This window comes from Thiosulfativibrio zosterae (assembly GCF_011398155.1).
Taxonomy (GTDB): Bacteria; Pseudomonadota; Gammaproteobacteria; order Thiomicrospirales; family Thiomicrospiraceae; genus Thiosulfativibrio; species Thiosulfativibrio zosterae.
On record NZ_AP021888.1, the window covers coordinates 1,036,972 to 1,062,237 of the forward strand.

Genomic DNA, 25,266 nt, shown 5'->3' on the forward strand with positions numbered 1-25,266 from the left:
AAAAACTATGAGCGGCATCCAGGCGTACGCAAATGTTCAAAAACAAACTTCAAATGAAGTGCTTGATATTGAAAGCTATCTTCCTTTAGTTAAAAGAATTGCGTATCACCTTAAAGGTCGTTTACCAGACAGTGTGATGGTGGAAGATTTGATTCAATCAGGTGTGATTGGACTGATTGAAGCGATGCAAAAATTTAATGCCAATCAAGGCGCCAGTTTTGAAACCTATGCGGGTATTCGAATTCGAGGTGCCATGTTAGACGAAATTCGCAAGGGCGATTGGACACCGCGTTCGGTGCATCGCAAGTCCCGAGAAGTGACTGCTGCTATCTCTGCTGTTGAAGCGCGGGTTGGTCGCGAAGCAAAAGATTCTGAAATTGCAGAAGAAATGGGGTTGTCGATTGAAGATTATCATTTTATTTTGCAAGACACTAACTCAGCGCAGCTACTGTCTATTGATGAGCCAGACCATGATGAGTTGGCGGAAGATCGCATCATCGGCACAGGAAAAACACCTTTAGCAGAGCTCAGTGACGAAGGCTTTCAACAAGCGCTGGTTGAGCAAATTGAAGATTTGCCTGAAAAAGAAAAATTGGTGATGGCTCTTTATTACGATGAAGAGTTAAACCTAAAAGAAATAGGCGAGATTTTAGAAGTGAGTGAATCTCGCGTGAGCCAAATTCATAGCCAAGCCATTAAACGCTTAAAGTCGCGTTTAAAAAACTGGATATAACCCATTTATAAAATGCATGAAGAGAGAGAATAAAAATGCAAATTGATAGAAATATGAACATCTTAGTGGTGGATGACTTTTCAACAATGCGCCGAATTGTTAAGAATTTGTTGAAAGAGCTTGGGTTTAGCAAGTTTGATGAAGCGGATGATGGTGCCACGGCATGGCCAATGGTTCAAAGTGGTAAGTATGACTTTATTGTCAGTGACTGGAATATGCCGCAAATGACAGGGTTAGACTTATTAAAAAATGTGCGCAAGTCGCCAGAATTGAAAGACACACCCTTTTTATTGATTACGGCAGAAGCCAAACGCAGCCAAATTTTAGAAGCGGCTGAGGCTGGGGTTGATGGCTATATTGTTAAGCCTTTTACCGCTGCAACTTTGAATGCCAAAATCCAAAAAATATTTGAGCGTGTAGCGGAAAGAGAAGCGGCAAAAGTTAAAAAATAAGTCGCCCAGTATCGATACCCCACCCCAAAAGCTCCATTATTGATTCAATAAGGGGCTTTTTTTTTGTTGATTGAATAGTGAGACCAGAAACTATGAAGAATATCCCAATTGAAGCTGTCGAAGAACTGCTCAGTGCTTTAAAGTCCGGTGATGAGCAAACTGCTCGTATTTTGTTTGATGAATTAACGCAGTTAAATCAATCAGATGTGGTTCATCAAGTTGAAGAGATTGCCATCAATCTTCATAACACGCTCGATAGCTTTGACGAGGATGCTGAATTATTAATGGCAACCAAACATGATTTGCCGGATGTTTCAGAAAGACTCCACTATGTCATGCAAACCACTGAAGAAGCCAGTAATAAAACCTTAGGTGCTGCTGAAAATACCCTTGCAATTTTGGATAATTTGGCCGAAAAGTTAGCCCATGATTCGCAAGCGCAAGCGTTATTAGAGCAAGCGCAAAATCAACTCACTGAAATTATGATGTCACAATCTTTTCAAGACCTGACAGGCCAAGTGCTCAATAGAGTGATGATGTTGGTGGGTTCTTTAGAGCAATCTTTGATGGATCTTATCGAAAAATCCGGTATCGATTACGCCAAAATTCCAGCACGCTCGCAAACAGATGCTGACAAAAAATCTGCAGAAATGCAGGGGATTGGACCGAATGTGACCCAAGCCTCGCAAAAGGATATTGCCAGTTCACAAGATGAAGTGGATGACTTACTCGGTGATTTAGGCATTTAGTTTTCAATAATGAAGCGGTAAAGGCATTTTTAATCCTAGCTTCGCTGTCAAAATGGTTTGATTCTTATGAGTGGCATATTCATTGCTTAAATCAGTTTAATTAAAAAACAACTGAAAATTGCCAGTAATTTGGCATCGCATGAATTTTAAGAGGGCGAAGACAGTGGATGAAGAAATATTACAGGACTTTTTAGTCGAAGCCACCGAACTGGTTGAAACCTTAGGCGAACAGCTGGTTGACCTAGAACAGTCACCCACCGATAAAGAGTTACTTAACGCAGTATTTCGTGGTTTTCACACCATTAAGGGTGGGGCAGGGTTTTTAGGTGTGACACCTTTAATTGAAGTGTGTCACCGTGCTGAAAATGTTTTCGACAAAATTCGTAATGGCGATGTGGATTATGATGCCGGTGCTGCCGACATTATCTTGCGTGCCTTTGATGTGATCAGTGATTTTATTGGTCAACTCAATGATGGCGCTCGTGAACTAGAAGATGCCGATGCTGGGTTATTGGCAGAACTCGACGCTTTAACAAAAGGCCAAATCTTAGGTGCTGTGGTAGACGCAGAGATAGTGGAAGAAGATTTCTCTGAAGTTGAAGTTGAGTCTGAAGTTGCTGAACCTTCATCACCCAAATTAGCCTTGCCAGACGGTGTTGATCCAGATGGTGATATTACCGATGACGAATTTGAAGCCTTGTTAAATCAAAGAGATACCCTAGATGAAGCGCCTGAGCCCAAAGCCGGATTAGCTTTGCCTGAAGGCGTTGATCCTGACGGCGATATCACGGATGATGAATTTGAAGCTTTATTAAACCAACGCGATTCTATGGAAACGGACAGTAAACCCGCTAAAGCTGGATTAAGTTTACCTGCAGGGGTTGATCCCGATGGTGACATCACCGATGATGAATTTGAAGCCTTGCTGAATATGCGTGATTTGATGGATGATGATGGCGAAGCGGCTGCGCCCGTAGCAGCCCCTGCGGCAAAACCCGCAGCTAAGTCAGCACCCGTGTCGTCCGCTAAGCCAGCGCCTAAGCCAGCCGTGGCAGCAAAACCTGCGCCAGCTCCCGCGCCTAAAGCACCTCCCAAACCGGCTTCTAAGCCATCTGCACCGGATGGTGACGACGATGAAAATAAAATGTCGGCTAAAAATGCCACGGAATCAACCGTTCGTGTCGATACGCGTCGTTTAGATGAAATCATGAATTTAGTGGGTGAGTTGGTTTTGGTTCGCAACCGCTTGTTAACGCTTAGAAGCAGTCACAGCGGGGATGAGGCCTTGTCAAATGCCGTGGGCAATCTTGACCATGTCACCACAGACCTGCAAGCCTCTGTCATGAAAACCCGTATGCAACCGGTTAAAAAGGTGTTTGGTCGTTTCCCTCGAGTGGTGCGTGATTTGGCGCGTAAACTGGGCAAAGAAATCGAATTAGAATTGCGTGGTGAAGAAACGGATTTAGATAAAAACTTGGTTGAAGCCCTAGCCGATCCTTTGGTGCATTTGGTGCGTAACTCGGTGGATCATGGGGTTGAAATGCCAGATGTAAGAGCAGCAGCTGGCAAACCGCGTCAAGGCACGGTCATTTTAGCCGCTGAGCAAGAAGGTGATCATATTCTGTTGTCGATTACCGATGATGGCAAAGGTATGGATCCTGATATGTTGCGCCGCAAAGCGGTTGAAAAAGGCATGATGGACGAAATGACTGCCAGTCAGTTAGATGACAGCGCTGCTTTCCAACTCATTATGGCGGCGGGTTTTTCAACCGCTGAAGTCATCAGTGATATTTCTGGTCGTGGTGTGGGGATGGATGTGGTGAAAACCATGATTACCAAACTCAACGGCAGTATTGACATTAAGTCAGTGGTTGGCGAAGGCACGCAAATCCGTATTAAAGTACCATTAACCCTAGCTATTTTACCGACCTTAATGGTGTCGTTTGGCGAAGACAGTTATGCGATTCCTCTTACCAGTGTGCAAGAAATTTTTGACTTTAAAGAAGAGCAAATCAATACGATTGACGGGATGAAAATGGTGCGACTACGCGAAAAGAGTATTCCGTTATTTTTCCTCACCGAATGGTTAGCGCCAGATACCATCAAAGAAAATTATAAAGGTGACAAGGTGATTATTGTGTCCATCGGTAATCAGCGTGTCGGTTTGGTGGTTGATCAGGTCAATGGCCAAGAAGAAGTGGTCATCAAGCCGCTGGGGGTCATGATGAAGCACATTGATGGCTATGCCGGTGCCACCATTACGGGTAACGGAAGCATTGCCCTAATTTTAGATTTGCCTGGAGTGGTTGAGCGTTTTGCGCTCTAAAGAAAACGCAAGGAACCTATATGAAAACTCGAGCCTTAACCAACTACGATTTGTCGCCAGACTCTGCTTTATTGGCGATAGAGGAACAAGAAAAATACTCAGGTCCTAGTATTCGCTGTGTTTTATTTCAACTGGACTCTGAAATTTACGGTATCCATGTTAAAAAAATTCGTGAAGTTTTACGCGTTGGCACAATTCGCCGTGTTGAAGGATCTGCTCGCAATGTGTTAGGTGTTATTAATGTGCGTGGCGTTATCGTCACCGTGGTGGATACTCGCATTACTTATGGCATGTGTCCTAAACCTGTTGATGACTTATCACGAATTATCATCGTTGAGTTAGATGAAGAAAATATTGTTGGCATGATGGTCGATTGTGTTCATGAAGTAAAAGACATTCCTGAAAAACAATTTGAACCCTTGTCCAGTACCAAAGAAGATGCATCGCGTTATATTCAAGGCATTGCCCACTTCCAGAAAAAGGTCATTATTTTAATTGATGTGGATACCATGTTTGGTCGTCGCTAGACCCCAGTAACAGACTTTAAAGCGCCTTTAAAAACTAAAAAAGCCCCCAGTTTTAACCAGGCCTGGTTGAAATTGGGGGCTTTTTGCTTTTAAAAATGAGTTGATTCTATTAAAAAATCCTATAATGAGCGGCTAACGATTTGAGAAAGGAAATAAACAATGCCCAAGGCGAATGAACTTAAAAAGGGAATGGTGGTTGAAGTCAATAATGAGCCACATATTGTGCGCACCACTCATTGTGCCAACCCGTCTGCTCGTGGAGCCGCCACACTTTATAAAATTCGTTTTAACAGTGTCAAAACGGGTCAGAAAGTTGATATTTCTTACAAGGGCGATGACTTTTTAAAACCCTTAGATTGTCAGCGTATTCCTGTGCAGTTTTCTTACAAAGATGGCGAAAACTATGTGTTTATGAACTTGGAAGACTACACTCAATATTCATTAACGCCAGACGAATTAGAAGGTCAGTTAGAATATATCACCGAAAGCCTAACCGGCATGGATGCCATGGTTTTGGATGAAAAAGTTATCTGTATCGAAATCCCAGTGACCATTACCCTAGAAGTGGTCGATACCGCACCTGGTATGAAAAATGCCTCTGCCAATAGCCGCACCAAACCAGCGACTTTAACCACGGGCTTAGAAGTGCAAGTGCCTGAATATATTGAACCCGGTGAAAAAATTAAAGTGAACTCTGAAACCGGCAAGTTCATCTCACGGGCTTAATGTCATGCAGCGCTTAGCCGCTTGGAGCCTTTTATTAAGCGTCAGTTTTGCCAATGTGTGGGCCGCAGACCTGTCTTTTTTAGAAGAACGGTTTACCGCCTCTGACCAAACTGGACTGTTGCTAACGGCTGCCAATGGGCAAGTGCTCGCGGCTAAAGATGCCCAACAACTTCGCACCCCAGCGTCGACCACCAAATTGCTCACCGCTTATTTGGCGTTGCAACATTGGGGTGCCGATTATCGTTTTCAAACCCGGTTTTATCTTCATCAGTTACCCAATCAAACGACTTATTTGGTGGTGCAAGGATTTGGCGATCCTTTTTTAACCTCCGAAGAATTGCAAACGGTGGCCAAGTCATTAGCACAGCGTTTGCAAACCCTGCAATTATCACAATTGGCGGGCATTCAACTCGACACAAGTTATTATGTGGCTAACCCAAGCCTGCCAGGCACGTTTAAATCGCAAAACCCTTACGATGCCATACCTTCGGCGATTACCGCCAATTTTAACACCGTGAATGTGATTAAAAATCAAGGACAAGTGCGTTCGGCTGAAGCGCAAACCCCTTTAACACTCACGGCACTAGCGCTCGCTCAAGCCTTAGACAGTTCCCCCAAAGCTCAAAGAATGAACAGTGGCGAACTGCGTGAAACCGGCGAGCAAAATTTTGCAGAACTCTTGGCGATTTTTTTAGCACAACAGGGGATTGCCGTTGGCAAGGAGGTGGTTTGGCAAAAGGTTGATGCGTTAGATACCTTAATGGTTACCCATCACAATAGCAAAACCCTGGCTGAAATGATTGCACCGATGATGCGATATTCGACTAACTTTATTGCCAATCAGTTGGCGTTGAACCTAAGTGCCGAGGCGTTTGGCCCACCGGCATCACCTGAAAAAGTGGCGAAGTTTTACCAGCAACAATTGCAAGCCTTAGGTTGGCAAGAGGCGTTGATTGAAGATGGCGCTGGTTTGTCGGCCAATAATCGGTTAAGCCCTCAGCAACTGGTTGAATTACTAGGGTTATTTGAACCCTATCGTGACTTATTACCAGAAATAGAACCGCGCATCTTTGCCAAGTCGGGCAGTTTAATTGGTGTGAGCACCTTGGCAGGTTACATTCAAAAAGACCAAGATTATTGGCCGTTTGCGCTGATGATGAATGAAAAAATGCCTTATCATTATCGCAATTTAGTGGCTAAACAATTACGCGATTCGCTGAATCCTTAGGGGTCTGTGTTAGGGGTTTGGGCTGGAGGTAATTTGTTTTTAGCTTCAATCCATTGCGCCATGTATTGCGTGCTTTTGTGCAAATGATGTCTGAGCATTTTGCCGGTAAAATTGCGTTTTCTTTCTTCGGTGAGGTGATTCTGCAAGACTTGAATGCGTTCAAAGAGTGCTTGTTCGTAAAACGATTTTTTTGCAAATTGCGCCTCAAATAAAGCATCGCCTTTAAGTTGTGCAGCTTGCCAAATCTCAGGGTTTTGATACAGCGCAATGGCTTGTTCCACAAAAGCGTCAAGGCTATCGACCACAGCACCATTCCATTCTTCAATCGACTGACACATACTTTCTGCACCCAAAGGGGTGGTCACCGAGGGCGTGCCACACAGCATGGCTTCGGCCAGTTTGCCTTTAATGCCAGCGCCAAAACGAAGCGGGGCGAGCATCACTTTTGCCGATTTAACCACCGTTAAGGCATCATCCGCCCAACCTTTGACATAAAAACCTTGTTTGGCATTATGCAGTTCGGTGGCTTTTTTGGGGGGATAAGCACCATAAATATGCAGTTCTGCGTTTGGCAATGCCTGACGAATTTGCGGCCAAATGTGTTTAAGGGTGAGTACCGCATCCCAATTAGGCGCATGGCGAAAATTGCCGATACAAATAAAGTGCTGACGGTTTTCAAATGAGGGTTTGCTGTTTGGGGAGGCGTCGGGGTAAATAAACGGTAAGGTAAACAGCAGTTGAGGGGCTAGATTAAATGCCGTTTGTAACAAGTTGGTTTCAAAGGCTGAAATCATTAGGGTTAAATCACAGCGCAAAATGGCCGAGATTTCTCGAATGGCCAAATCACTGCCAGACATTTTGTTAAACAGGGTCATACTATCTTGGCACAAAGCCGGTTGTAAATGATGACCCAGCGCGTCTTCTTTAACAGCATCTTTTAACATTTGCTGACGCACTTCTCGCAGACTGTGCAAATCTTCAGTATTGAGAATACGCAAGGCGTTGGGGCAATGTTTTTCAACCCGCCAACCAAACTGTTCTTCCATCATAAAGCGGTCAAAAATGACCAGGCCTGGTTGAAATTGCCTTAAAAAGTCGTCAAAACTGCTGTCGTTAAGCAGAATTTCTTGTTGTTGTATGCCCAGTGAATGTAAATCAAATTGATGTTCGCCAGGTTTGGCGGGGCTGGCAAAACATATTTCACAGGCTTGGGCTTGCAAGCTGTGTATCAGTTGCATCATGCGTGTGCCGGCCGCCGATGAATTGGGTTCTGGCCATACATATCCAATGATTAAAACTTTTTCTGCTAGCAAAGTGGTCATAGTGCGACTCAATCAATTAAAGTCGCATTATAGTGGGGGCGCGCTTTAAAATCGATAGCTTATACACAAGCCTTAAGTGCGTCATCAATTTGCGGATAGGTAAACTCAAACCCAGCGTCCAACAAACGCTGCGGGACGATGGCAGAAGAATGGGTAAGCACTTGAGCGCCTTCGCCAAACATCAGTTTCAGTTGCCATTCGGGCAAGGGTAACCAAAAGGGGCGATGCAATGCTTTGGCCAAGCTGGCACCAAACACCGCATTGCTGACTGGATTGGGCGCGGTGACATTGATGGGTCCTTCAAGTTCAGGGTGTTCAATGGCAAAGCTCATGATGCGCGCTAGGTCTTCTAGGTGAATCCAGCTAAAGCATTGTTGTCCACCCGCCACTGGTCCGCCTAAGCCCATTTTAAAGGGCGGTAACATTTTGGCTAAAGCGCCGCCATTTTTTCCCAGCACCACGCCAAATCTTAAAATCAACGGTTTGGGCAGCAGTTTTAGACTGGCTTCCTCCCAGGCCTTGCCCAATTGTCCTAAAACGCCCTCACCTATCTCTGTACAGGTTTCATCAATTAAGTTTGTACAGCTATTTTGCGGGTAAATGCCAATCGCTGAGGCACTGAAAATTCTGGCAGGTGGTTGCTTGCATTGGCTTAAGGCTTGCGCCAAGCGCGCGTTGGTGTTTAAACGACTGTCCCACAAGGCTTGTTTGTGTTGTTTGCTCCAGCGTTCGCCCACATTAGCGCCCGCCAGCATAATCACTAGGTCTTGCCCGTTGAGAGTGCTCGTTAGGTCAAAGTCTGGCGCAAAGGCTTGGCGCCCCAAGGCTTTGACTTGATGGAATTGTTGACTAAAATAGTTGGTTAAATAGTGCCCTATAAAGCCGGTGCCACCCAAAATGCAGATTTTCATGAGGATTCCTTTGGTTAGTTCCTGTACATTAATTATACATAGATAGTTAAATTTGTATAACTATTGCTTCATTTTAATTTACAATAGTGTTAAACCAACATTCCAAAGGTGTTAATTAGGAGGTTTTATGCAGTTTTTTGAACTCAGCGTGACGGGCAAAATTGATAAAGTCCGCCTGAATGGTCGTTCAAGCCAAGAAAAATTTCTTGATTGGATTTTAGAGGATACCCCCTTTGAGCCGGCACCGTTTAATGGCGGCTTTGATGAGGCTCAGCGTCGTTTAAAAAATCTTAACTGGCAAGCCTATGGCAAAACACGCAATCACATGGATGGTGCAGTGAGTCATTTGTCGCCTTATATTGAGCATGGCTTAATTGAACCTCATGCCATTTTGGGCTTTATTGATACCAATGATGACCGCATTCATGCCTATCATTTTTTGCAACAACTCAGTTGGCGCGACTTTTTCCAAAAGAAATATCAAGAAGACCCTAAGTTGATTTGGCAAGATATGGAGCCCTACAAAACGGGTTTCAGAGCCAGTGAATACAGCGATAAAATGCCACAAGACATCTTGTTGGGTAAAACCAATGTTGCAGTTATTAACCAGTTTATTCGTACCTTGCAAACCACAGGATATTTGCACAACCACGCACGCTTATACCTGGCTTCTTATGTGGTGCATTGGCGTCGCGTTAAATGGCAAACTGGCGCCAAGTGGATGTTGAGTTATTTGATTGATGGTAATTTAGCGTCTAATAATTATTCTTGGCAGTGGGTTGCCAGCACCGGCAGTAGTAAACCCTATATTTTCAATTTGGATAATGTTAAAAAGTTTGCCGGTGAAGGCTTGAACTTATCTGGCGCGGATAACTATCCGTTAGTGGGCAGTTATGACGAATTGAAAAAACGCTTGTTTCCGCACTTACAAGAAAGGATCGCGGTATGAAAACATCGGCTAAACCGCTCGAAATTACCAAGGGAGAAATCAAAACCCTCGTTTGGCTGCAAGCCAATCAACTGAATCCGCATCATGATATTTTTAGCAAAGTTGATGATGCGGATGGGGTTTTGTTTATTTGGGATGAAACCTTGTTTGAACAAGGCTTTTTTTCAAGACAGCGTTTGTATTTTATTTGGCAATGTCTGCAAGATTTTAAAGAGCAAGAGTTGCTGGTGATTAAGGGTGAAACCCATGAAGTGTTGATGACACTTTATAAACAAAACCCAGATTTAAAAATCGTGACGCCAGAAAATCCCAGCTTTAATTACGACCGCTGGAACTTTGTGCATAAACTCAAACAAAACCAGTTGGTTATTTATGATGGCAAAATGCCGTTTGGGTTTTTTAAGTTTTGGAAAGAAGCCGAACAACAATTGTTTGGTCAAACAAAAATCACCGGATTTGCACACAAATCGGTGGTTATGGAGTAGACAATGCTCAAAGAACATCACTGGTTAGGGTATGGGGGCTTGATTCCATTTGTGGGCTTAAGCCTGTTAATTTGGCTAACCCCTTGGCAGCTCGATGAGCAGTTGTTGGGGCATTTATTGCTGAATTATTCGGCCATGATTTTGAGTTTTTTGGGTGGTGTGATTTGGATGGCCAGCTTGGTTTATCGCTTACCTAAGCATGCCTTGTATGTGTCGGTTTTTGCCATGTTATGGCCTTGGTTAGTATTGATAGAAGCCGAAATCATGGGGCTTAGTTTACCGCTAGCCTTAAGCATTGCGGCCTTTAGTTTTATTGCCCTGTGGCTTTATGAAAAAAGATTTACCACCGCCGCTTATGATTATGCTTTTTTTAAATTGCGCACCCAATTATCTTGGGTAGCCGCACTTAGTTTATTGCTGGGAAGTCTGGGGTTATGAGTCACGAATTGCACGAGTTGTATAATCAAGACTTTAACAAACCCGCACAATGGCGATTTGTTTCCGATGGTGTTATGGGCGGTCAATCACAAGGCAAGGTCACTTTAGCAGAGCGCAATGAGTCTGGATGTTCCTGTTTAGAAGGGCAGGTGAGCCTAGCCAATAATGGTGGATTTATTCAAATGCAGCTGGATTTGCAAGCCTTTAACGATGGCGAAGTCTACAATGCGCAAGGGTTTGATGGTTTGTATTTAGAAGTGTTGGGTAACTCGCAAGAATACAGTGTGCATTTGCGCACCACCCAGTTATGGTTGCCTTGGCAATCTTTTCGCCAATCGTTTAAGGTGACACCACAATGGCAGCGTATTTATTTGCCATTTACCGATTTTGAGTCTTACAAAACCTTTGCCAAGTTGGATGTGCATAAATTAAAGCGCTTAGGCTTGCTGGCGATTGGTCGAGAGTTTGAAGCCGATGTTTGTGTAAGAAGCTTGGGCTTTTATAAAAACAAAACCATCAGCGTTTAGCTGACAATTAATTAAGAGAGTAGTGGGGGCAATATGGCGTTAACCGTCAAGCATTTTCAGTTAATGGAAGCCGATTATGGCATGGCAAAAAAATTGCGTTACCTTTTGGCACATTTGTATGGCTTTGATGTAGAAGTATCCTGTCGTGATTTTTTAGTGCAAGCCGGTGAAGCAGAGCAAGACACTTGGGTGGCGATTCAAAAAGCTTTTGCCCAAACCAAAGGTGCCAATATTCGCCTGCAACAACTCGCTGAAAAAGCCAACTTAGAATACCAAGTTGAACAAGCCTATGAAGCAGGACGCGTTTGTGCGCAAGAGCTATTGCCTGCACAACTCATTGCCCGAGGCATGGAGTTGCGTTACAGCAAAAACCCTTACTGGCAAAAGGCCGATGTGCCAGAACAAGTGCAACAAGCCTGGTCAGATGGTTTTCAAGAGTATTTAGAGCTGACACGAGAAGAATCTTGGTAGTTTTTTAAAGTTAACGACCATTTAAAAGTCCCTAAATTTAACCAGGCCTGGTTAAATTTAGGGACTTTTTTGTTTGGAAATACTTAAAAATTCAAGGCGCTAAACGAGAAATCACCCAGTCATCTTGGGTTTGTTGGGTATAGACGATACGGTCATGTAAGCGGTTTTCACCGCCTTGCCAAAATTCTATTTTGGTTGGGCGAATACGGTAGCCACCCCAAAAGTCTGGGAAGGGTACTTCGCCTTGTGAAAACTTCTGTTTGAGTTTTTCGTATTGCATTTTCAATAGATCTTTGGACGACACAATTTCACTCTGACGACTCACCCAAGCGCCAATCTGACTGCCTTTGGGGCGACTTAAAAAATAGCGCATGGATTCCGTGGTCGAAATTTTTTCAGCAGTGCCTAAGATTTTGATCTGACGCTCCAAATCTAACCACAAAAACTGCAAAGCCACTTTAGGATTTTGAGCGATATCTTGTGCTTTTTGACTGGTGTAGTTGGTAAAAAACACAAACCCTTGCTCATCAAAATACTTCAATAACACAGTACGCGTACTGGGTTGACCATCCGTATCTACCGTGGCAACAATCATGGCATTGGGTTCAATCAAATCGGCTTGTTGGGCTTGTTCAAACCAACTGGCAAATTGTTTGAAAGGATTGCTATCCATTTCATCTTCATTCAAACCGCCTTTGAGATAAGAACGGCGCAGTTCCTGTAGGTTAAGTTGAACCGAATCTTTGCTCATCAATAGTCCTCGTTTTCGCTTAAGGCTTGCACTTGTGGGTGGCCGTATTCGTCTAACAGAATTTTAAAATGGATGGGGCTGCAGCAGACTGAGCAGTCTTCAATGTAGTCTTGTTCTTCTAGGGTTGGGTCGACCATAATTTCAATTTGCTCCCAGCAATAGGGGCATTGCACTGTTTTCGCTCTTAACATGATTTTAATCCTCTAGAAATTGCTTGAGTGTTGTGGTGAATAGCGTTGGCCTTTCTATCCAAGGAAAATGCCCACATTTCTCAAAAACAGCCACCTGCTGAAAGGACCAATGCGCTTGCATGGCTTTTAAATTATAGGGCATTAAGTAGTCTTGTGTGCAGTCCATGAAATATTTTGGTAACTCAGCGGAAATCTGGTGGTATTTAATCGGGTTGGCATCATATTCTTTCCAGGTATTGACATTTAAATCGATATTAAAATCCGCCGCACTGAATTGTTGGGCATATTTTAAGCCGAGTTGATAATCATAAAAGTAGGTGGGTAAAACCTGTTGTATTTGTCGTAGCGTGATTTTATTCAGATCAATGTTTTCCGGAACACTATTGTCCCAATCCTCTTCAAGGGAAGTGTTATCAGAGGTTTCTTGGGTGTTTCTTTGGTCTATTTCGGTGGTTAAATGTTCCATGGCCTTTTTTTCTGGATCAACTGGGTTGAGCAAAATCAGTTTATTGACGCTATCAGGATGAGCTCTTTGATAGAGCATGGCCATGAGTGCGCCCCAAGAGTGGCCGATTAAGGTCACAGATTGGTTGGGTGCAAGGCTTTGTTTGACCGCTGCAATTTGAGTAATCCAGCTCGGTAGAATAGGCCCATTTAAAGGCGAGGCATTTTCGCCTATGCCTTGCATATCCATCAAAATAGCATAAAAACCCATATCGGCGACTTGTTGTTGAATGGGTTCTAAATTCCAACTGCTAAACGCTGGACCACCGCCTAAAATAAAGGCAACAGGATGCTCTTTTTGACCCATCGCATGATACTGAATGGTTGATTGTGAAGGCATTTGTATGGTTAACGCTGGGGTTGTAAAACCAGCTTGGCTGATGGCTGAATAAAAAATTAGCCATGACAGCATCAGCCAGTTTTGAATAAGGCGGGAAGAGAATGAATTCATTGAAAGACTCGAATAAAAAATGCCATCCCCGAAAAGAGAGAGATGGGGATGGCCATAAACTTGTGAGACTGTCCTGGTAAGGGGACACCCGACTGAGCGTTTAAATCAGTAGGGGCTCACAAGAGACTCTTAAAACTGAGACATAATCTATCTCAATTCCAATTGTAATGCTTTTGTATAGGTTTACCGCGCAGCGGCCTATCACAAACTTGGAGAAATCATGAATGGCTGGCTTGTAATGCTTTTAAATCTTCTATGACATCACGCACATGATGCGATGGGTCAACCGAGCGATAAATTTTAGCCAAGCGACCTTCTGGATTAATGATAAAACTTTGGCGTTTAGCAAACTTAATAAACTTTAAGTCCATCAAAGCATTATAGCTGCCGGTTACGCTACCTTGCGTGTCAGCCAATAGGTCAAAGGGCAGCTCATATTTGCGCTTAAAGGCTTGATGGCTTGCTTGGTCATCTAAAGAAACCCCAATGACTTTGGCTTTTTGAGCAATCAAGCGATTAATATTGTCACGAAAGCTACAGGCTTCGGTGGTGCAGCCGGGGGTGTCATTTTTGGGATAAAAATACAGCACCACCCATTGGCCTTTAAAGTCGCTCAAGGAAATGGTTGTGCCATTTTGATTGGGTAAGTTGAAAACAGGAGCTAAGTCGCCTTCTTGCAGATCATCTTGCGCATAACTCATGGGAGATAAAAAGGTCAGTAGACCAGCTATAAAAGTAAACCATAGGTGTTTCATATAAATATCGCCTTGTTTGAGAGGATTGGTTTAAAAAGACAGAGAGTTAAAAGTTGCTTTAATTATACATAAGCGGGCGGCTTTCTGTAAAAGTCTTGTATAATTTTAAAGCGATAAATAAATATTAATAATCATAGGTGTTTATAATCTTTACACCTAGACGCGGTTTTAGGTTCAAAAAGCGCCCTTTTCGTGACTTCTTGCTTGACCAAACTCAATTCAAGCGGGTAATATGAGTTTAGTTTTTGTTTGATCGAGAAAGGCATAAGTAATCCGATGAAAGACCCCAAATTAAGAAACAACTTATTATTGCAATTGGTTGAAAATGCCCAAGAAGGCATCGTCGTTGCAGAAAAAGAAGGTCAAGACACCATCTTAATTTATGTAAACCCTGCTTTTGAGCAGTTAACGGGTTATGAAGCCGAAGAAATCTTGTATCAAGATTGCCGTTTTTTACAGGGTGACGATACTGAACAGGATGCTGTAAAAACCATTCGTTCTGCGATTGATGTTCAAAAACCCGTGAGAACCGTTCTTAAAAATTATCGCAAAGATGGCTCAGTGTTTTGGAATGAACTAAGCGTAACGCCATTTTTTGATGAGATTGATGAGTTGACCTATTACATTGGTATTCAAAAGGATGTGACAGAAGAGGTTTTGTTACAAGAAGCCTTAGATGCCGCTAACGAGAAAATTGCACGCTTAGAAGCGCAACTGAACAATCAATAACCAACTGTTTTAATTTAAACAAAAACGCCCTCAATTGAGGGCGTTTTGCTTTTGGGCATTTGAAAAATAGGTCTTAAAAAACCTGATTTAAATTAAAGTAGTGGCATTGTAGTTTTCTGTCTAAATCTATGACGGGATCTTCATTTACAAAATAATAGAACTCTAGGGATTTATGCGAGTCGGTCCAAATATCCCATAGGGTGACATTCAGCGGCTTTTGATTGGCCACAACGGCAATCCCTTCACAGCGCAATTTTTGCAAGCCGTTAAATAGCGCTTGGTTGTCGATTTCAGGCAGTAGATGCAACACTGGGTAAATGCCCTGATGGGCAAAATATAAAGCAACTAAGAGCAGTAAAATTTCATCTGAGGTATTGCTGCTATCGGGTTGGAGCCAAATTTTTCGACAAGTGCTTAACGACAAATGGCGGGTTGCAAATCGCAAGCGCGTGTAAAGTCTGGGTAACAATTGGGTTTCCAGTAAAGCTAAATATTCTCTGGATAAATTTCCTGTTTCTAATACCAATATACGCAAATTGTGGTTTAAGGTGGTTTCATCCGCATCTGCAAACAGTAAATCTAGGGTATTGCTGAGTTTTGCCAAATCATATTCACTGAGAACTTGTTTGATTTGTGCAATCAAATCCAACTCTTCAATATTGGTGGTAAGCGGATTACGGGCGTTTTGGTTAACCAAGAGTTGTTTGACTTGGCTAATGGGAATGCCTTGTTCTGTCAATTTAATCGCGGCTTTAATTTGGTCGATATGCTCTTGCGTATAAAGGCGATGACCGCTTTCTGTGCGAATCGGCTCAATCAAACCATAGCGTCTTTCCCAGGCACGCAGCGTGATGGGATTAACACCAGCAATTCGACAAATTTCACGAATGGGGTAAAGGGCATCATTAGCTTTCATAGGCGGCGCTCAATTGGTTGGGTAAATATCTATGCATATCTTAGACAACTTCAGAATTTTTAGCAAATTGGGGTTTTAAGCGATTGCACCCTCGCCAAATGATCTTGGCGAGATTCAGCGAGATTAACAATCGGTTTTGGATAGGTTTTACCCAAAATAATGCCTTTCATTTGGCATTCTTGGGTGTGTTCCCAAGGTGCATGTATGGCTTTATTGGATAAGTTCTTCAACTCTGGCACCCAACGGCGAATATAAAGTCCCTCAGCATCAAATTTGACACTTTGCGTCACCGGATTAAACAATCGATAATAGGGCGCTGCATCCACGCCACAGCCAGCGACCCATTGCCAGCCCATGACATTATTGGCAGGGTCGGCATCAAACAAAGTAAAGTCAAACCAGTTTTTTCCCAACAGCCAATGTTGATGCAGGTTTTTGGTTAAGAGCGATGCGACCAGCATTCGCAATCGATTGTGCATGGTGCCGGTTGCCCAAAGTTCGCGCATGCCGGCATCGATAATCGGAATACCCGTTTGACTGAGTTGCCAGGCCTGGGTGTTTTCATCGGCATCTGCCCAATCCATAGCGTTGTATTTGGCCTGAAATGGCTGGGTTTCAGCATGCGGAAACCAGCAAAGCAAGTGGCGGGCAAACTCTTTCCAAACCAGTTGGCGCATCCAAGGTTGCACGGCTTCGGCTTTTAAACTGCCATTGGCAATACGCGCTTGGCATTCTGTAAATAATCCGCTGACCGAGATTTGGCCAAATTGCAAATAGGGCGATAAACGACTGCTGGCATCGATTGCCGGGAAATCACGATCGGTGTCATAGTTTTGTACCGAGTTGGCTAAAAAAGAATCGGCTTGTTGCCAAGCAGCGGCTTCGCTGATGTCCCAGTGCGCAAGTAGTTTTTGAGCCCAAGGTTTTTGAAGTAAGGCTTGTAAACTTTGGGGCAAATGTTTGGCAGACTCAGGCACAGGGATTTGTGCCGTAGCTTTTAAATCAGGAATGGCGGCATCGAGTGTGTGACATTGGTCTTGGCGTTGCATGAGGGCTTTGTAAAAAGGGGTAAACACCAAATAGGGTTTGCCTTGTTGATTACTAAAGCGGCTTGGCTCAATTAAAAACTCGGAATAGAGCGGTGTGAGTTTGACTTGATGTGTTTGGCAAATTTGCAGCGCTAAGTTTTGCTGGGTGACAAAGGGTTCACCCGGTTGAAAGCTGTAAATCACTTCAGTAATGTTATGGGTTTTTAGCAGTTGAGTAAACTGCTCTGCAAAGTCACCTTCGTGTATCCAAATAGCACCGCCCAGATTTTGAATATCCGTTTGCAGGGCTTGCAAGCTTTTTGCCAGCCACAAGCTGTTGGCAGATTCTGTGCCGCCAATAGTGAGTTTTGGGTCGTGAAAATAGCTAAAAATAACCAGATCTGGTTGTTTTAGCGCCATTTGCAGCCCTAAGTGATGTTGTAAACGCAGTTCTCTTTGGCACCAAACTAGGGTTGTCATGTGTTTTCTCGTGGCGTTTTGAGGTTAAGCAATTCTTTTTTTAGGGACGCAGACAGTGGGTTTTCACCCAACCAAATCCCAAAATACACCGCTTTAAAGCCAGCGGTTTTCGTGGTAAAGACCGTTTGCTCATTGAGTTGTAATTGTGTAATGCCATTTTCATAGCTGAGGCGGTAACAGTCATTGGGTTCGACCGCTTGATAGCTGGCGTGAAGTCCGTTGACGGCTGCTTGTAAATCGACCGATAAGTTGTCAGGCAATACTTCATTTGCGCCCTTTATCAAAATATCAGGGCTAATCGATTTGAAATAACATAACTCTAACTGCAAAGGTTGTTCATTACTTAAAAAGTTGGCCTTTAAGGACATTTTACTTTTAAGTTTGGCTTGGTAAATATCCATAAATAACCAAGTGGCGGTGCCTTGCGAAAGGGTTTGCCATTTGGCAGGCGTAGTGCTTTCAGCCCAACTCATTGAGCTGAATAAACATACACCTAGCCAAAGCCAAGGTAGGCGTTTCATGGCGCAGAATTCTCGAGCGTAGGTTTGCGAAAGAATAAGGTCACTTCGCCAACCTTAAATCCCCATTTGGTCACAGCGGCACGATTGACCATGGTTTGATCATCATGCAGATACATCCAATCGTCAAAGTTAACATGAATACTGCTGTCTTTGTAAGGCAGATCCAGTACATATGCCCAATTGAGTGCATTACCAGCCGACTGTCCCTTGGCTTCGCCAACCACATCGGCTGCAGTACCGATAAACTGATTGGGTTGGGTCTGTTTAATGGTCCAAACACGGGTTTGTTTTTCGCCATCGTTGTATAAAAACTGTTCATCGAGGATGAGTTGAGTTTTATCCGCTGAGAGCGTGCCAGTAATGTCCACCGTAAAACGACGCAATACCATGCCGCTGCGGTCTTGGAATTGACCCCAAGCCTGAGTTTTACCATTAAAAAATGCAAACAAATCCAGTTTGGGCGTTTCGTTAGCATAGTCTTGAATTTTCATGCTGCTGCATCCCGCGGTTAAACTGAGCAGTAGAACTGTCAGCGTCCATTTAAATAAAGCTTTCATGGCTATTTACTCTCAGGTGTCATTTTGCTTAGCACCAACTGGTGCACGGAAATACGACCTGTTTCGAAACCAACCGTGCAATAGTCAAGGTAGTAGTTCCACATTTTTTGGAATTTTCGGTCAAATCCCATGTTTTGTAACATCTCACCTTGCTGATTAAAATCGTGTTTCCAAAGTTGGCAGGTTTTGGCGTAATCTTGGCCAAACGCATAGACATCATCTACCCAAAAACCATGTTGCGTGGCAAGATTACGCAATTGCGTTAGGCTGGGTAATAGGCCGCCAGGGAAAATATAGGTTTGGATAAAATCGACATCTGCTTGATAGCTGTCCGCTACGCTTTCGTCAATTGTGATGATTTGCAAAGCCGCTTTACCATGCGGTTTCAAACAGTTTTGTAACTGCTCAAAATAGCTGTGCCAATATTCTTTGCCAACGGCTTCAAACATTTCAATACTGACAATGTGATCATATTGTTGCGCTTCGTGGCGATAATCTTGCAATGCCACTTCAAAGTGCGACTCATCGGCTTGCGACTCTAGGCGCTGAATGGCATATTTTTGTTGTTCTTCTGAAAGCGTTAGGCCTTTGACATGAGCGCCTCTTTTCAAAGCGGCTTCCATCAGTCCGCCCCAACCACAGCCAATTTCTAACAGCTTGTCGCCTTCTTCAATCCTTAAGGCATCCAGCAGGCGTTGATATTTGCGGTGTTGTGCGGCTTCAAGCGTGGTGTGTTCGTTATCAAAAATAGCACTGGAATAAGACATGGTGTTATCTAACCAACGGCTGTAAAAATCGTTTCCTAAATCATAGTGATACGAGATATTTTTACGGCTGTTTTGAACCGAGTTATGGCGCGAGCGATGTTGCCAAAGTTGCCATAGGTTTAAGGCTTTATTGGATAGAAGCTTGTTAAAAACTGCTTGATTGTCGCTGGCCAAATGCATCAATTGGTAGAGTGAGTGGGTATCCAGCGCATGCTCAAAATAGGCTTGTGCAAAACCCAGTTCGCCTTGGGTTTTAAGCAACCAATAGGTGCGTAAAGGATTGTGAATCGCCAACTCAGCATGACGACCAGATTCTTTGCCTTCAAAACGATGGGTTTCACCATATAAACTGAGGGTAATCGAGCCTGTTTGAATGTGTTTAAAAGGCAAATTTAATATGAACTTTTTAATCAACGAGGGGTGTACCAAGCGTTCTAGCCAGCTGGCTTTGGTCTGTGAAAGCGTTTTTAACATGACTTCATCTCCGTGTGACTGTAATTAACCTCGGCCAAGGCCGCAGGGGTTTTATGAAATTTTCCACCTTTTATCCAAATTTTGAGCGCCCACCAATGAATCATCCACAGCACTTTAAGCGTGTTAAACGGATATTTAAGGGCCGCTAATATAAGGTTGTTGGCGTTTAAGGGTTTGGCTTTGCCCACCTGAATGGCATTGAGCACTGGGGCATTATTTTCTTGTTGGTAAATGCCCACTTGATATCTTTCAGCCGGTTTAAAAAAGCGAAATTCGTAACGACAATCCATACCAATAAAAGGCGACACATGAAACACCTTGGTGGCTTGCGCGCGTATGCCTTCTTTAAGGGGCAGCCCCTTTTCGCACAGCACATAATGATGCCATTGCCCAAAGGTATTAGACACTTCACCAATCACCGCCACCATTTCGTCTTGTGCGTTGTAGGCATACCACATGGCAAGTGGATTAAAAGTAATCCCCAAAAACCTTGGAAAACACACCAGTTCAATGCGTGCGGCGGGTTTTGGTAAACCATAGTTGGCGAGCAGGGCATCTGCCCATGCGCGCCAAGGCTGCTCGTTGCGTGCACCATAGTCTTTAAAATGCACGCTGAATAAATTAAAGCGGTTTAAAGACAAACCCTGGGTATTTTGGGCTTCTTGTTCGATGGTGTCGATATCCACTTTTAAACTGACGACACCATAACGAAACTGGTATTGCATGGGCGCAAAACGCTGATGCATCACTTGTCCAAAATACAGGGCGCTGGACATCTTAGGCTCTTTTAGCTTGTGATGATTTAATGTCCGTTTCCCAGGGTAAATGTAAATCCCAAAGGCGTGCTAAGTTGACCGAGCTGGTGAGCCCATCTTCGTGGAAGCCATAACCAAAATAACTACCGCAGAACCAAAGGTTATGCTTGCCTTGAATGGCTGAGAGTTGTTTTTGAGCGCGCATGGCCGCACTGTCAAAAACAGGGTGTTCATACACCAAGCGCTCGTGGGTCAAACTTTCAGCGGGTGGTGTGTTGGGGTTTAGAGTGACCAATAAAGGTACTTCGGTTTCAAAGTTTTGCAATAGATTCATCCAATAGGTGACTGCCACTTTGTCTTGTGCGCTTTTGGTATCCCGCAAATAGTTCCAAGCCGCCCATGCCAATTTGCGTTTTGGCATCAGGTCTAGGTCAGAATGCAGGTAGGCAATGTTTTCTTGGTATTTAAAATGCGCCAATAAATTAAAATCGGGTTTGATTTTGTCATCTAAGGCTGCATAGGTTTGGTCGGCATGCGAGGCAAACACGACATGGTCAAAGGTTTCGTGATGGTCGTTGGTAAAATAAACGCTCAAACCCAAATCAGTTTTTTCAACCTTTTTAACTTGGTGATTTAACTGGATAGCAAAGGCATTAAGCTCCAGCAATTTATTAATATATTGCTGAGAACCATTCTTAACCGATTCCCACTGGGGTCTGTCTTCTACATTGAGTAAACCGTGGTTTTCAAAAAATCTTAAAAAGCTACCCACCGGAAACTTCAACATGGTTTCGGTTGGGCAAGACCAAATTGCTGCCGCCATGGGCAATAAATAATTATCACGCATATGGTTACTGAATTGGTGCATCAGCAAATAGTCGCCCAACGTATAAGTGAGCGGCGTGATGCTATTGAGGTCTTGCTTGGCTTGTTGATTAAAGCGCAAAATTTCTTTAAGCATACCCCAGTGTTTGGGCGACAAAAGATTACTGCGCTGTGCAAATAAGGTATTGAGGTTATTGCCAGAATATTCTAAGTGTCCACCATCCACACTCACTGAAAAACTCATATCCGTATTTTGCGTTTCAACTTCAAGGTGTTTAAAAAATGCTGTCAGGTTGGGGTAGTTAGGCGTGTTAAACACAATAAAACCGGTATCAACCGGTTGTACTTTATCTTTTAGTTGTAAAAAACTGGTATTGGTGTGACCACCAAGTTTGGCATTTTTTTCAAAAAGGGTGACATCATGTTGTTGACTGAGAAACCAAGCAGCACTTAAACCACTGATGCCTGAACCAATCACAGCCACTTTGCGAGGTTGTGGGGTATTTTTAACTGGGTTGGATGGCATGGTAAACTCCTGATGCTTTAAATGAAATTTTATTCTATACAAAAACTATACATCAATCCACTAAAAAGTTATACAATCATTGAAAAGATTCGCAAAAAGGAAGGTTTTTATGAAAACAACCCAGTTAACGAATCCCCAAATATCAGGGCGTCGCATTTGGTTAGTGGGCGGTTCAGAGGGAATCGGTTTGGCGATGACTCAACAACTTCTAGGGGCCAATCATCAACTGGTTGTGTCAGCTAGGGCTGCCGAACAGCACGAAGCCTTGTTAACATTACAGCAAAATTACCCAACGCAATTGTTTTTATTGAATTTAGATGTCACGCAAAAAGACGATTTGCCTGCCAAAATTGACCAGGCCTGGTCATTTTTAGGGGGTTTTGATGCTTGGATTTACAATGCTGGCGCTTATATTCCGATGACCATAGATGAATGGAATGTGGATGCCTTTGAGCAGATGAATGCCATTAATTATTTGGGTGCTGTATATATCATGCATGGACTGCTGCCAAAGTTTAAGGCGCAAGCGGCTGGAGAATTGTCACCCCAATGGCTGTGGAATATCAGTTTGGCTGGCGACTTTGGGTTGCCTTATGGTGGCGGGTATTCGGCGCCCAAAGCAGCATTACAAAACTTGGCAGAATCGCTTTACCCAGAGCTTAAGCAAGCTGGCATTGCATTAAAAGTAGTGAATCACGGATTTGTGCAAACGCGCTTAACCGCCAAAAATGATTTTGCCATGCTGGGGTTAATGACGCCCGAAGCGGCGGCCACGAAAATCATAGCCGCCTTAGACTCACACAAATTTGAACATCGTTTTCCATGGAATTTGGCATGGGTGTTGGGCACGATTAAACGCTTGCCCAAAAGTTGGGCGCTCAAAATTACGCAAGGAATGTTAAAAAAATGACTATTATGCCCGCAGATTTTCAAGCTGCCTTAGACAACTATGCTCAGGTTTTTGCCGCGCTTACGCCTGAAAACCTGCACACAACTTTGCCACAGGTGTTCGCGCCACAAGCCAAATTTAAAGACCCATTTAATGAGGTGGTGGGATTAGAAAAAATCATGGGCATTTTTGAACATATGTATGCCACCCTAGATGCACCGCATTTTGTGATCACGCATACCGCCCAAAAAGGTATGGTTGGTTATATTCACTGGCACTTTCATTTTCAACTTAAAGGGCAAGTGCAACCGCAAACTCTAGAAGGGCTGAGCCGCATTGTCTTTAACGAACAGCATCAAGTGATTGAGCACATCGATTATTGGGATGCAGGTGCCGCCATTTATGCCAAGATTCCGTTGCTGGGTTGGGGCGTACGCTGGGTTGCCAAAAAACTCAGTGCTCAGCAGGGTTGAGTGTTAAATGTCTTCGCCTGTGTCTGTGTCTAAATCCATATTAAACCGTTGGCAACTCCTCGGTTATGGCGCACTGGGTTGGCCTTTGGCCATGTTGGGCATTCCGCTGTATTTATATTTGCCAGCTTATTATCAGCAAAACACGGAGTTAAGTTTGGCGATTATTGGCATGGCGTTATTGGCTGCGCGCCTAACCGATGTACTCACAGACCCTTTGATTGGCCACTGGAGTGATGCCTTAACTGCAAAAGTGCCGCGCGCTTGGCAAGTGTTGAGTGGGTTTGGGCTTTTAATATTGGGCGTTTATCAGCTATTTTTTCCAATGGGCTTTTACGCACAATCCCTTGAAGCGGTCAGTGGTTGGCAACTCGTTTTTTGGAGTTTTGTCACCTACTTGGGTTGGACTTGGGTGCAGGTGCCTTATTTAACGCTGGCCTCAGAAAGAACCGATGATACCTTTAGCCAAAGTCGGCTATCAGCGAGTCGAGAAGGTTTGGCGATAGTCGGTGTGTTGAGCGTTTTATTGTTACCTCTGTTATTACAACAGTCGTTTACCGAGTTAGCGTTCTTTCAAAATCTGTTTTGGGTATTTGTCGGCTTACTGGGATTGGCGGGTTTTAGTTTGATCCTTTCAACCCCGCGTTTATTCGTTGCTAAAGATAGGCAAGCTCAACCTAATCCAGTCGCTGTGTTGCGCACTATTCTGCAGCAACAACCTATCCTGTTAAAACTTTTGCCGATTTATCTGCTCAATAATCTGGCAAACGCCTTGCCTGCCACCTTATTTGTGTTTTTTGTAGCGGATTATCTGCAGCTGGATGCCGACAAGGGATTGTTTTTATTGGTGTATTTTTTGTCAGGCGTTTTGGCTTTGCCACTGTGGCTGCAAATTTCTAAACGCTGGGGCAAGGCCTTTAGTTGGCAGTTATCGATGGGGTTGGCAGGGTTTAGTTTTATAGGCGTGTTTTGGCTAGACCCGAGCGACTTTTCAGGGTTTATGCTGATTTGTATTTTAACTGGCTTAAGTTTAGGGATTGATTTGGCCATGCCAGCATCTATGCAAGCCGATTTGGCGCAGCAGCAACCCCAATGGGCGGGCTTTTTATTTGGATTATGGGGCATGGTCACCAAATTCGCCTTAGCCTTAGCGGCTGGTTTGGCCTTGCCTTTGTATGATTGGGGGAAAAGTTTAGAACTCTCAACCGATTGGGTGTTGCTAGGGTTATATGCCGGGTTGCCCATTGTTTTAAAACTTTGGGCGATGGGATTGTTGCAGCGGTTTAAAAGTTTATAAACGGTTATAAACGGTTATATAAAACTGCGATAACAGCTAATGGCTTTTACCAAACATGGTTGCCGGCAAAATACGAAAAGCCCACCATGAAAGCAGCTTCTTGAAATTGCTTTAAACCGGTTTCAGCAAAGGTAATCGGTAGCGGATAGTGTTTGAGATTTTCTTTTTGTTGGGTGTTGCCCATAATTAGGGTTTTTAAACCTGGGGTCAGTTGCAATGCAGCTTCTAATTTAAAGCCGTTAGCGCCCCCAGAAAACTTGCCTTTCTTTTGGCGTTCTCTAATTACAAATAATTCAATTTTGTAATCTTCAGCCAACTTCGCCATGGTTTTTTGAAAGTATTGTAAGTCTTCCACACGGTCAGGATTGGCACAGGTGATGCGGCGGACTCGGCAATCTGGCAGGTGAAAGATTTCATCCTGCATTTTGAGTAAACTGATAATCGCATCATTGCCACTGAGTTCTACACCACATACCAGCATCTTGCTTCTCCTAACCGATGGTAAAGACGCTATTCTAGCAAACTCTGCTACTCAT

The 25,266-nt window shown here is 43.7% G+C and carries 30 protein-coding genes; 16 read left to right on the forward strand and 14 right to left on the reverse strand.

The window, feature by feature from the left end:
- The first annotated feature begins 7 nt into the window (after positions 1-7).
- The 7 genes from THMIRH_RS04560 (at position 8) to THMIRH_RS04590 (ending at position 6,741) form a co-directional block, all read left to right on the forward strand.
- Positions 8-733 carry an RNA polymerase sigma factor FliA gene (locus tag THMIRH_RS04560; protein ID WP_173290979.1) on the forward strand — a complete coding sequence of 242 codons (726 nt, stop codon included), beginning with the start codon at positions 8-10 and terminating at the stop codon, positions 731-733.
- Positions 734-768: 35 nt separating this feature from the next.
- Positions 769-1,185 (forward strand): chemotaxis response regulator CheY, encoded by a 417-nt coding sequence (locus THMIRH_RS04565; RefSeq protein ID WP_173290980.1) that lies wholly within the window; start codon positions 769-771, stop codon positions 1,183-1,185.
- Between the two features lie 92 nt (positions 1,186-1,277).
- Entirely contained in the window at positions 1,278-1,934 is a 657-nt protein-coding gene (locus THMIRH_RS04570) for a protein phosphatase CheZ (protein ID WP_173290981.1), read from the forward strand.
- Between the two features lie 163 nt (positions 1,935-2,097).
- Positions 2,098-4,260 carry a chemotaxis protein CheA gene (locus tag THMIRH_RS04575; RefSeq protein WP_243831503.1) on the forward strand — a complete coding sequence of 721 codons (2,163 nt, stop codon included), beginning with the start codon at positions 2,098-2,100 and terminating at the stop codon, positions 4,258-4,260.
- 20 nt (positions 4,261-4,280) lie between these two features.
- Complete coding sequence (locus THMIRH_RS04580; protein WP_173290983.1) at positions 4,281-4,787, forward strand: chemotaxis protein CheW; 507 nt, start codon at positions 4,281-4,283, stop codon at positions 4,785-4,787.
- Positions 4,788-4,946: 159 nt separating this feature from the next.
- The gene (gene efpL, locus THMIRH_RS04585; protein ID WP_173290984.1) at positions 4,947-5,513 is read left to right on the forward strand and encodes an elongation factor P-like protein EfpL; all 567 of its coding nucleotides are present in this window, start codon (positions 4,947-4,949) and stop codon (positions 5,511-5,513) included.
- A gap of 4 nt (positions 5,514-5,517) precedes the next feature.
- On the forward strand, positions 5,518-6,741 hold the full coding sequence (locus THMIRH_RS04590; RefSeq protein WP_173290985.1) for a D-alanyl-D-alanine carboxypeptidase/D-alanyl-D-alanine-endopeptidase: 1,224 nt from the start codon (positions 5,518-5,520) through the stop codon (positions 6,739-6,741).
- Here THMIRH_RS04590 and THMIRH_RS04595 read toward each other — a convergent pair.
- Entirely contained in the window at positions 6,738-8,063 is a 1,326-nt protein-coding gene (locus tag THMIRH_RS04595; protein WP_173290986.1) for a glycosyltransferase, read from the reverse strand. The two genes, THMIRH_RS04590 and THMIRH_RS04595, sit on opposite strands and share 4 nt — an antisense overlap.
- Before the next feature lie 59 nt (positions 8,064-8,122).
- Positions 8,123-8,974 (reverse strand): TIGR01777 family oxidoreductase, encoded by an 852-nt coding sequence (locus tag THMIRH_RS04600; RefSeq protein ID WP_173290987.1) that lies wholly within the window; start codon positions 8,972-8,974, stop codon positions 8,123-8,125.
- Between the two features lie 127 nt (positions 8,975-9,101).
- On the opposite strand from THMIRH_RS04600, the gene THMIRH_RS04605 reads away from it, so the two are divergent.
- The 5 genes from THMIRH_RS04605 to THMIRH_RS04625 are packed head-to-tail and all read left to right on the forward strand — an operon-like array spanning position 9,102 to position 11,844.
- Entirely contained in the window at positions 9,102-9,923 is an 822-nt protein-coding gene (locus THMIRH_RS04605; RefSeq protein WP_173290988.1) for an FAD-binding domain-containing protein, read from the forward strand.
- On the forward strand, positions 9,920-10,408 hold the full coding sequence (locus THMIRH_RS04610; RefSeq protein WP_173290989.1) for a cryptochrome/photolyase family protein: 489 nt from the start codon (positions 9,920-9,922) through the stop codon (positions 10,406-10,408). The genes THMIRH_RS04605 and THMIRH_RS04610 overlap by 4 nt, the downstream gene beginning before the upstream one ends.
- Before the next feature lie 3 nt (positions 10,409-10,411).
- Positions 10,412-10,846, forward strand: coding sequence for a DUF3429 domain-containing protein (locus tag THMIRH_RS04615; protein ID WP_173290990.1), 435 nt, complete (start codon positions 10,412-10,414; stop codon positions 10,844-10,846).
- Positions 10,843-11,373 carry a CIA30 family protein gene (locus tag THMIRH_RS04620; protein WP_173290991.1) on the forward strand — a complete coding sequence of 177 codons (531 nt, stop codon included), beginning with the start codon at positions 10,843-10,845 and terminating at the stop codon, positions 11,371-11,373. Before THMIRH_RS04615 ends, THMIRH_RS04620 begins: the two co-directional genes overlap by 4 nt.
- Positions 11,374-11,406: 33 nt before the next feature.
- A complete protein-coding gene (locus THMIRH_RS04625) occupies positions 11,407-11,844 on the forward strand; it encodes a hypothetical protein (RefSeq protein ID WP_173290992.1) in 438 nt (145 codons plus the stop codon).
- A 91-nt stretch (positions 11,845-11,935) separates the two neighbouring features.
- Here THMIRH_RS04625 and pdxH read toward each other — a convergent pair whose 3' ends face one another.
- From pdxH to THMIRH_RS04645, 4 genes are all read right to left on the reverse strand, one after another.
- Positions 11,936-12,595, reverse strand: a complete 660-nt coding sequence (gene pdxH, locus THMIRH_RS04630; RefSeq protein WP_173290993.1) for a pyridoxamine 5'-phosphate oxidase — start codon at positions 12,593-12,595, stop codon at positions 11,936-11,938.
- On the reverse strand, positions 12,595-12,786 hold the full coding sequence (locus tag THMIRH_RS04635; RefSeq protein ID WP_173290994.1) for a CPXCG motif-containing cysteine-rich protein: 192 nt from the start codon (positions 12,784-12,786) through the stop codon (positions 12,595-12,597). The genes pdxH and THMIRH_RS04635 overlap by 1 nt, the downstream gene beginning before the upstream one ends.
- Before the next feature lie 4 nt (positions 12,787-12,790).
- Positions 12,791-13,741 carry an alpha/beta fold hydrolase gene (locus THMIRH_RS04640; protein ID WP_173290995.1) on the reverse strand — a complete coding sequence of 317 codons (951 nt, stop codon included), beginning with the start codon at positions 13,739-13,741 and terminating at the stop codon, positions 12,791-12,793.
- 218 nt (positions 13,742-13,959) lie between these two features.
- Positions 13,960-14,496 (reverse strand): peroxiredoxin, encoded by a 537-nt coding sequence (locus THMIRH_RS04645; RefSeq protein WP_173290996.1) that lies wholly within the window; start codon positions 14,494-14,496, stop codon positions 13,960-13,962.
- A gap of 276 nt (positions 14,497-14,772) precedes the next feature.
- Between THMIRH_RS04645 and THMIRH_RS04650 the strand changes: the two genes are divergently transcribed.
- Complete coding sequence (locus THMIRH_RS04650) at positions 14,773-15,225, forward strand: PAS domain S-box protein (RefSeq protein ID WP_173290997.1); 453 nt, start codon at positions 14,773-14,775, stop codon at positions 15,223-15,225.
- Positions 15,226-15,298: 73 nt separating this feature from the next.
- Here THMIRH_RS04650 and THMIRH_RS04655 read toward each other — a convergent pair whose 3' ends face one another.
- The 7 genes from THMIRH_RS04655 to THMIRH_RS04685 are packed head-to-tail and all read right to left on the reverse strand — an operon-like array spanning position 15,299 to position 22,074.
- Entirely contained in the window at positions 15,299-16,141 is an 843-nt protein-coding gene (locus THMIRH_RS04655; protein ID WP_173290998.1) for a MerR family transcriptional regulator, read from the reverse strand.
- Positions 16,142-16,200: 59 nt separating this feature from the next.
- Positions 16,201-17,649, reverse strand: a complete 1,449-nt coding sequence (locus THMIRH_RS04660) for a cryptochrome/photolyase family protein (protein ID WP_173290999.1) — start codon at positions 17,647-17,649, stop codon at positions 16,201-16,203.
- Positions 17,646-18,170 carry a chalcone isomerase family protein gene (locus THMIRH_RS04665; RefSeq protein ID WP_173291000.1) on the reverse strand — a complete coding sequence of 175 codons (525 nt, stop codon included), beginning with the start codon at positions 18,168-18,170 and terminating at the stop codon, positions 17,646-17,648. The genes THMIRH_RS04660 and THMIRH_RS04665 overlap by 4 nt, the downstream gene beginning before the upstream one ends.
- Complete coding sequence (locus THMIRH_RS04670; protein WP_173291001.1) at positions 18,167-18,727, reverse strand: DUF3833 domain-containing protein; 561 nt, start codon at positions 18,725-18,727, stop codon at positions 18,167-18,169. Before THMIRH_RS04670 ends, THMIRH_RS04665 begins: the two co-directional genes overlap by 4 nt.
- Before the next feature lie 2 nt (positions 18,728-18,729).
- Positions 18,730-19,968: an SAM-dependent methyltransferase gene (locus tag THMIRH_RS04675; RefSeq protein WP_173291002.1), complete on the reverse strand. Its 1,239-nt coding sequence runs from the start codon at positions 19,966-19,968 to the stop codon at positions 18,730-18,732.
- Complete coding sequence (locus THMIRH_RS04680; protein WP_173291003.1) at positions 19,962-20,744, reverse strand: DUF1365 domain-containing protein; 783 nt, start codon at positions 20,742-20,744, stop codon at positions 19,962-19,964. Before THMIRH_RS04680 ends, THMIRH_RS04675 begins: the two co-directional genes overlap by 7 nt.
- Position 20,745: 1 nt before the next feature.
- Positions 20,746-22,074 carry an NAD(P)/FAD-dependent oxidoreductase gene (locus THMIRH_RS04685; protein ID WP_173291004.1) on the reverse strand — a complete coding sequence of 443 codons (1,329 nt, stop codon included), beginning with the start codon at positions 22,072-22,074 and terminating at the stop codon, positions 20,746-20,748.
- A 109-nt stretch (positions 22,075-22,183) separates the two neighbouring features.
- Here THMIRH_RS04685 and THMIRH_RS04690 point away from each other — a divergent pair, with 109 nt between their 5' ends.
- From THMIRH_RS04690 to THMIRH_RS04700, 3 genes are read left to right on the forward strand one after another with little or no spacing between them, the layout of a single operon-like run.
- Positions 22,184-22,984 carry an SDR family NAD(P)-dependent oxidoreductase gene (locus THMIRH_RS04690; RefSeq protein WP_173291005.1) on the forward strand — a complete coding sequence of 267 codons (801 nt, stop codon included), beginning with the start codon at positions 22,184-22,186 and terminating at the stop codon, positions 22,982-22,984.
- On the forward strand, positions 22,981-23,436 hold the full coding sequence (locus THMIRH_RS04695; RefSeq protein ID WP_173291006.1) for a nuclear transport factor 2 family protein: 456 nt from the start codon (positions 22,981-22,983) through the stop codon (positions 23,434-23,436). Before THMIRH_RS04690 ends, THMIRH_RS04695 begins: the two co-directional genes overlap by 4 nt.
- 7 nt (positions 23,437-23,443) lie before the next feature.
- Positions 23,444-24,730, forward strand: coding sequence for an MFS transporter (locus THMIRH_RS04700; protein WP_173291007.1), 1,287 nt, complete (start codon positions 23,444-23,446; stop codon positions 24,728-24,730).
- Positions 24,731-24,776: 46 nt separating this feature from the next.
- Here the strand turns inward: THMIRH_RS04700 and THMIRH_RS04705 are convergent, their stop codons facing one another.
- Entirely contained in the window at positions 24,777-25,211 is a 435-nt protein-coding gene (locus THMIRH_RS04705; RefSeq protein ID WP_173291008.1) for a DUF3010 family protein, read from the reverse strand.
- Positions 25,212-25,266 lie beyond the last annotated feature (55 nt).

Coding starts and splice junctions, on each gene's coding strand:
- THMIRH_RS04560 (WP_173290979.1), top strand. CDS start 8: ATGAGCGGCATCCAGGCGTACGCAAATGTTCAAAAACAAACTTCAAAT.
- THMIRH_RS04565 (WP_173290980.1), top strand. CDS start 769: ATGCAAATTGATAGAAATATGAACATCTTAGTGGTGGATGACTTTTCA.
- THMIRH_RS04570 (WP_173290981.1), top strand. CDS start 1,278: ATGAAGAATATCCCAATTGAAGCTGTCGAAGAACTGCTCAGTGCTTTA.
- THMIRH_RS04580 (WP_173290983.1), top strand. CDS start 4,281: ATGAAAACTCGAGCCTTAACCAACTACGATTTGTCGCCAGACTCTGCT.
- efpL (WP_173290984.1), top strand. CDS start 4,947: ATGCCCAAGGCGAATGAACTTAAAAAGGGAATGGTGGTTGAAGTCAAT.
- THMIRH_RS04590 (WP_173290985.1), top strand. CDS start 5,518: ATGCAGCGCTTAGCCGCTTGGAGCCTTTTATTAAGCGTCAGTTTTGCC.
- THMIRH_RS04595 (WP_173290986.1), bottom strand. CDS start 8,063: ATGACCACTTTGCTAGCAGAAAAAGTTTTAATCATTGGATATGTATGG.
- THMIRH_RS04600 (WP_173290987.1), bottom strand. CDS start 8,974: ATGAAAATCTGCATTTTGGGTGGCACCGGCTTTATAGGGCACTATTTA.
- THMIRH_RS04605 (WP_173290988.1), top strand. CDS start 9,102: ATGCAGTTTTTTGAACTCAGCGTGACGGGCAAAATTGATAAAGTCCGC.
- THMIRH_RS04610 (WP_173290989.1), top strand. CDS start 9,920: ATGAAAACATCGGCTAAACCGCTCGAAATTACCAAGGGAGAAATCAAA.
- THMIRH_RS04615 (WP_173290990.1), top strand. CDS start 10,412: ATGCTCAAAGAACATCACTGGTTAGGGTATGGGGGCTTGATTCCATTT.
- THMIRH_RS04620 (WP_173290991.1), top strand. CDS start 10,843: ATGAGTCACGAATTGCACGAGTTGTATAATCAAGACTTTAACAAACCC.
- THMIRH_RS04625 (WP_173290992.1), top strand. CDS start 11,407: ATGGCGTTAACCGTCAAGCATTTTCAGTTAATGGAAGCCGATTATGGC.
- pdxH (WP_173290993.1), bottom strand. CDS start 12,595: ATGAGCAAAGATTCGGTTCAACTTAACCTACAGGAACTGCGCCGTTCT.
- THMIRH_RS04635 (WP_173290994.1), bottom strand. CDS start 12,786: ATGTTAAGAGCGAAAACAGTGCAATGCCCCTATTGCTGGGAGCAAATT.
- THMIRH_RS04640 (WP_173290995.1), bottom strand. CDS start 13,741: ATGAATTCATTCTCTTCCCGCCTTATTCAAAACTGGCTGATGCTGTCA.
- THMIRH_RS04645 (WP_173290996.1), bottom strand. CDS start 14,496: ATGAAACACCTATGGTTTACTTTTATAGCTGGTCTACTGACCTTTTTA.
- THMIRH_RS04650 (WP_173290997.1), top strand. CDS start 14,773: ATGAAAGACCCCAAATTAAGAAACAACTTATTATTGCAATTGGTTGAA.
- THMIRH_RS04655 (WP_173290998.1), bottom strand. CDS start 16,141: ATGAAAGCTAATGATGCCCTTTACCCCATTCGTGAAATTTGTCGAATT.
- THMIRH_RS04660 (WP_173290999.1), bottom strand. CDS start 17,649: ATGACAACCCTAGTTTGGTGCCAAAGAGAACTGCGTTTACAACATCAC.
- THMIRH_RS04665 (WP_173291000.1), bottom strand. CDS start 18,170: ATGAAACGCCTACCTTGGCTTTGGCTAGGTGTATGTTTATTCAGCTCA.
- THMIRH_RS04670 (WP_173291001.1), bottom strand. CDS start 18,727: ATGAAAGCTTTATTTAAATGGACGCTGACAGTTCTACTGCTCAGTTTA.
- THMIRH_RS04675 (WP_173291002.1), bottom strand. CDS start 19,968: ATGTTAAAAACGCTTTCACAGACCAAAGCCAGCTGGCTAGAACGCTTG.
- THMIRH_RS04680 (WP_173291003.1), bottom strand. CDS start 20,744: ATGTCCAGCGCCCTGTATTTTGGACAAGTGATGCATCAGCGTTTTGCG.
- THMIRH_RS04685 (WP_173291004.1), bottom strand. CDS start 22,074: ATGCCATCCAACCCAGTTAAAAATACCCCACAACCTCGCAAAGTGGCT.
- THMIRH_RS04690 (WP_173291005.1), top strand. CDS start 22,184: ATGAAAACAACCCAGTTAACGAATCCCCAAATATCAGGGCGTCGCATT.
- THMIRH_RS04695 (WP_173291006.1), top strand. CDS start 22,981: ATGACTATTATGCCCGCAGATTTTCAAGCTGCCTTAGACAACTATGCT.
- THMIRH_RS04700 (WP_173291007.1), top strand. CDS start 23,444: ATGTCTTCGCCTGTGTCTGTGTCTAAATCCATATTAAACCGTTGGCAA.
- THMIRH_RS04705 (WP_173291008.1), bottom strand. CDS start 25,211: ATGCTGGTATGTGGTGTAGAACTCAGTGGCAATGATGCGATTATCAGT.